This window comes from uncultured Lamprocystis sp., assembly GCF_903933125.1.
GTDB lineage: Bacteria > Pseudomonadota > Gammaproteobacteria > Chromatiales > Chromatiaceae > Thiodictyon.
The window spans coordinates 1-4,402 of sequence record NZ_CAIZIZ010000266.1; the positions used below are offsets into that span (position 1 = coordinate 1).

The following is a 4,402-nucleotide window of genomic DNA, read 5'->3' on the forward strand; positions in this document are numbered from 1 at the left end:
CTGCATCGAGGCCGACAAGAAGACCTACTATGCGCTGTTGGAGCGCAGCCAGCGTGCGGGGCTTCAGATCGATGACTGGCTCACCTGGTTCGTCGCAACGGTGCTCAAGGCCCAAGATATCGCCCGCACGCAGATCGACTTCGTCGTCGAGAAGGCGCGCTATTTCGACCGATTTCGGGATCGTCTCAACGCCCGTCACCAAAAAGCGATTGCCCGGATGTTCGCCGCGGGCCCGGCCGGGTTTGAGGGCGGCATGACGGCCGGGAAGTATATCGGCATCACCGGCTGCTCAAAGGCGACCGCGACGCGCGACCTGGCGACCCTGGTTCAGATGGGCGCCTTGATCAGCTTGCCCGGCGGCGGGCGCAGTGCCCGCTATGGGCTGCCGCGGGTGACGGGTCAGATCCTCGAATGACGGGTGGTACCGGATAGCCAATGACGGTGCGCGCCAGCATCAGCAGGCCATCGACATGGGTGGCAATCGCCGCGGCGTACAGGAACCCCCCGCTGGGGGCCGATATCGAACACACCATCCAGGGTTTCATGCAGGGGCGCGCGCCAAGGTTCGTGTTGTCAAATCGGCTGAGTGGCATCAGCAATTCCAAATTTGGGCGGCAGCATCCAGCGTGGAGCCGTCGGTGGGACTGATGGTGGATGCGCTGCGCTTATCCGCCCTACCAAACCGGCGCTGCTGTAGGGTGGATAAGGCGCGCCCCACTGTGTTCGGGATGCAGCACGTCGGTTATGCGCGCCGCATCCACCAGGAATCGCGCGAGACCCTCAATTTTGGAATTGCTGGAGTGGCTGGCCGGGTTAATATCTGAATGATCCAGGGGGCGATCAGCCGTGCTCCCGCATCGGCAGGCCGAACCGGCGCCACCGTGCCTCGGCAGCGATGCCCGCCCGTGCCGAAGTGTTCGCAATCGTCGTTCCGGCTAGAGCGATCACCCGGATTTATCCACAGATGTCACAGATGTTCACAGATGAAGAAAAACATCTGTGTTCATCCGTGACAGAGTCATTTGCCCATATGAGCGAGGCTGATTATCCGCCGCCAAGGAATCCAAACAGCAGCACCGAGTCCCACCAACAGAGACAACAGCCAATTGGGAATACTCATGAGCAGACGCGCCAACAGGTGGAGGGCATCTCCCTTATAGGCGATCTTCCCGGCGCGGGCCGAGAACTTGATGAAGTTGAAGGTACCGAACTTGTCCAACACCCGCAATCCGCCTTGGCCAAAGGTTGCCGCCTCTTTGATCGTTGCCACTCCGAGGTCCCCGGCGCGCTGCCCGGCCTTCAGCGCCTGGTCGCCGCCGATCCGATAGAGCGTCGCACTCTGGTCGCCGAAGGTCTCGGTGAATGTCGCCATGCGCCGCAGTGACGATGCATCGGTGGTATGACTTAACAGATCGAAACCGCCGCGCGTCTTCGCCAACGTATAGACGTTGCCGAACAGGTCGGACACCGCATCCAACCGACCGGTCCGCTTGACCGCCGCGGCGCCATCGAGCACCGCCTTACCGAGCCAGGACGGAAACTTGCCCAGCTTCTTGGCAATCTTCAGCATGATGACCCCGCCCTTCACCGCGGTCGTCGCCCCCACCGCCGGTGCCGCCGCCCCACCGGTCCCGACGGTGGCCATTGAACTCACCACTTGTGCCGTGGTGGCCGCCACACCGATGCCGGCGAGCGCGGCGATCACCTCGTCCACCTCCGCACCTTGCCCCCAGTTGATCGCCTGTTTGGTCAGGTCACGGAGATCGCCGATGACGAACAAGTCGCTGGCGACCCCGACCGCTTGACCGATGATCTCGTCGCTGGTTCCATCAAAGAGCCCTTCTATCAACTTTTCGGCTTGATAGGCGACACGCCCACGCTCCTGCTCGATCCGCGCGTGCAGGGCCTGCGCGGCGGGGTCCTGGTTGACGTAGCCATATTCCATAAAGAAATCGAGATAGGCTGCCGCTTCGGCATAGTGTTCCGCGGCGATCATCTCGCGGACTTCCGGTACCGGGTCGATGCGGCTCAGCGCGAGCACGGCCAGTTGGGCTTGTTGCCAGAGTACGCCGGCGGAGACCACGCCAAGCAAGAGCAAGGCTAACTTCAAGGGTAGCTTGAACATCATTATTGTCTCGCGAAGATGATAGAAAATAAAACTCGTTCGCCAGTGGCCCCATCATTCTAATCAATAGCCGCGACGCTCCAGCGTAGCGTGGCGCCACCGACCGCTGGAGCGGCCGAACGGCATTCCCCCCTGGAGAGTGGGAACGATGAAGAAAGCATGATGCGACCCTTGCGGGGATTTATCGACTGGGAAGCAACGATGCGGCTTGCTGTTGTCGTGCGATTCGGACGGGTCGTCCCTGATCTTGTTTCGGATCATGCGCTGCATGATTTAGGGGGTGTCAGTTATTCGGCATAAGGGGACCCATGCGATTTATAAATGCATCACGAACTTTATCCGCGACATCTAAGATCGTCTGAGCTAGGCTTCCGTCGTGCATGGCTAGCCATGGTTCGGGATGATTAGACCAATTACGAAACTCTTCATCGAAGCGAAACCCTTGAACTTCGACGCCGTTTGGATAGTAATACCAGATCCATTGTGAAGCGTTCGCTGCTGAGATATTAGCTGACGGGCCGAAAATACTCGTCATCACCCGGTCGATTTCGGCTCTTGCCTCCTGGCTTTTGTTCAGATGTTCATCTTTTCCTGCCATTCCGAAGTAGAAGTCTCCGAAATTTTTTGAGTCAAATCCAAGGGTGAGTCTCACGTCTTGCTGACCGTTGAACAAAATGCCGAAGTCGCAACCTGTATTCCCATCAAAGAATCCGTTATTAATGTCGATTTGATAATCATTTTCTAGAAGCTGACGTCGCAGATCTGCTTCTAACTTGTGCAGCAAATACCGCTTAACTGATTTAAAAGCTCGGTTCACCAAGAACGCGGCTTCGAGATTTGCTCGACTGATCAGTACGGCATTTCGGATTTCCAACTCTTCGCACATAAGTACTTCAAGTGAAATATTTGTAGGCGCCAATAATTGCAAAGCATTGATTTAAAAGAAAGATAAATAATTAAGCGCTCATAGCGAATATATTGATGTACTTATCAATCTCCCCATTTACGTTGGCGCGGATGAATCTTGCCATTTGATCTAAAAAAATGCGGACGGCTAGAGCCTTGGTGCTCGCTGCACCCTCCTCTAGCCATTCGATCACTTCAGAGTATGGCATTTGATAGAAACGTTTATCGCGTTTCAGTTGTTCCCGTTCAGCGTTACAGATACTTGACGGGTCTGGATCGGTGTTGCTTATATAAATCAAGCACCAGTATTTGCATCGTCTGCGTCGTGCCGTTTGCATCAGCCACGCAGCATAGTCGTGCAACTGACAATCCCCGTCTCTAGCCATTGGCTTGTTCTCGATACCGATTAGGCCTCTATCAAATTCCAGATAGATATCGATCCGACGGTTCTTATCCGTAGGCTGTTCTACGATTACTTTTCGGCATTCGGCGGCACTAGCCCAATGATCGGGACCGATTCGCCTGAGAAACGAGTCCAGAAACAGTCTTCGTTGACCATGTTTTCCTTTGGGATCGAGAAGATCGCGAAAGCAGCGGGATATGCCGTTTTCTTTCGCGGACAGATAGTCGAAGAAGCTGAACTCTGGCGCCAATTGGTCGCTAAAAAGATCTCTGGCCTTTCGCAGCGCGAGAACATCAAGTAGGACTCTCTTTGACAGCGCATCAATATTGTCTAACCTTGCTCTTCTTGTGTCAGCAAGCATGGCAGTCACGTCATTCAGTAGCGTTATGATGCACATTTCTCATCCTCCGAATCAAAAAAACATCTCGTGAACAGGCGCTAAATGGCCGCCTTCCCGGCTGCGCTCAAGGAGATGATCAATTTGGTCTTGCAGGGCTTGGCTGGGACGCAGCGCCATGATCTGCGCCGGTGTGGGGAGGCTGGCAAGGAGTTCCAGCACGTCCGCCAGTCCCGCGAATTCCGTTGCCCCTTGCGCATCAAGCTCGCGCAGGCCAAGGCGCAGGATGCGCGGCAAGCGCCCCTCGCGGGGTCTCAGCTCCGCGGCAAGATCGTCGGGGATTTGCAGAGTAAATTGCGTCGCGCTCCGCTCAGTCGAAGAGCTTGCTCATTGGCGGTTCGGGCTCGATCATCGCCCCGGCCGTGAAAGCGGCTTCCAGCCACTTTGAAGCGCCAGGATGGCGCTTCTACAAATACTGACCGCTGCGCGGTGGCCGGGTCGGGTAGCCGGGTGGCGTTACCGCCGCCCAGCCCCCTAAGAACCGTGCTTGCGACTTTCACCGCACACGGCTCAAGCCTTGATAAGCCCCTGTGACAGAGCCGGCCGTTCGGCCTTCGCGATACCAGTTTGC

At 56.5% G+C, this 4,402-nt stretch carries 4 protein-coding genes and 1 pseudogene; 1 reads left to right on the plus strand and 4 read right to left on the minus strand.

Going from position 1 to position 4,402, the window contains the following annotated elements:
• Nucleotides 1-415 (plus strand): annotated as a pseudogene (locus QZY03_RS13200) (DUF4172 domain-containing protein); the annotation flags it as partial.
• A gap of 603 nt (nt 416-1,018) precedes the next feature.
• Here the strand turns inward: QZY03_RS13200 and QZY03_RS13205 are convergent.
• The 4 genes from QZY03_RS13205 to QZY03_RS13220 all read right to left on the minus strand — a co-directional run bounded on the left by QZY03_RS13205 (nt 1,019) and on the right by QZY03_RS13220 (nt 4,068).
• Nucleotides 1,019-2,128, minus strand: a complete 1,110-nt coding sequence (locus QZY03_RS13205; RefSeq protein ID WP_295581727.1) for a hypothetical protein — start codon at nt 2,126-2,128, stop codon at nt 1,019-1,021.
• A gap of 280 nt (nt 2,129-2,408) precedes the next feature.
• Nucleotides 2,409-3,011, minus strand: coding sequence for a hypothetical protein (locus QZY03_RS13210; RefSeq protein WP_295581728.1), 603 nt, complete (start codon nt 3,009-3,011; stop codon nt 2,409-2,411).
• Nucleotides 3,012-3,081: 70 nt separating this feature from the next.
• On the minus strand, nt 3,082-3,795 hold the full coding sequence (locus QZY03_RS13215; RefSeq protein ID WP_295581730.1) for a PD-(D/E)XK nuclease family protein: 714 nt from the start codon (nt 3,793-3,795) through the stop codon (nt 3,082-3,084).
• 51 nt (nt 3,796-3,846) lie between these two features.
• Complete coding sequence (locus QZY03_RS13220; RefSeq protein ID WP_295581732.1) at nt 3,847-4,068, minus strand: hypothetical protein; 222 nt, start codon at nt 4,066-4,068, stop codon at nt 3,847-3,849.
• Between the last annotated feature and the right edge of the window lie 334 nt (nt 4,069-4,402).

What these genes read in the sequence shown, in the direction of transcription:
- QZY03_RS13215 (WP_295581730.1), bottom strand. Translation starts at nt 3,795, where the DNA reads ATGCTTGCTGACACAAGAAGAGCAAGGTTAGACAATATTGATGCGCTG.
- QZY03_RS13205 (WP_295581727.1), bottom strand. Translation starts at nt 2,128, where the DNA reads ATGATGTTCAAGCTACCCTTGAAGTTAGCCTTGCTCTTGCTTGGCGTG.
- QZY03_RS13210 (WP_295581728.1), bottom strand. Translation starts at nt 3,011, where the DNA reads ATGTGCGAAGAGTTGGAAATCCGAAATGCCGTACTGATCAGTCGAGCA.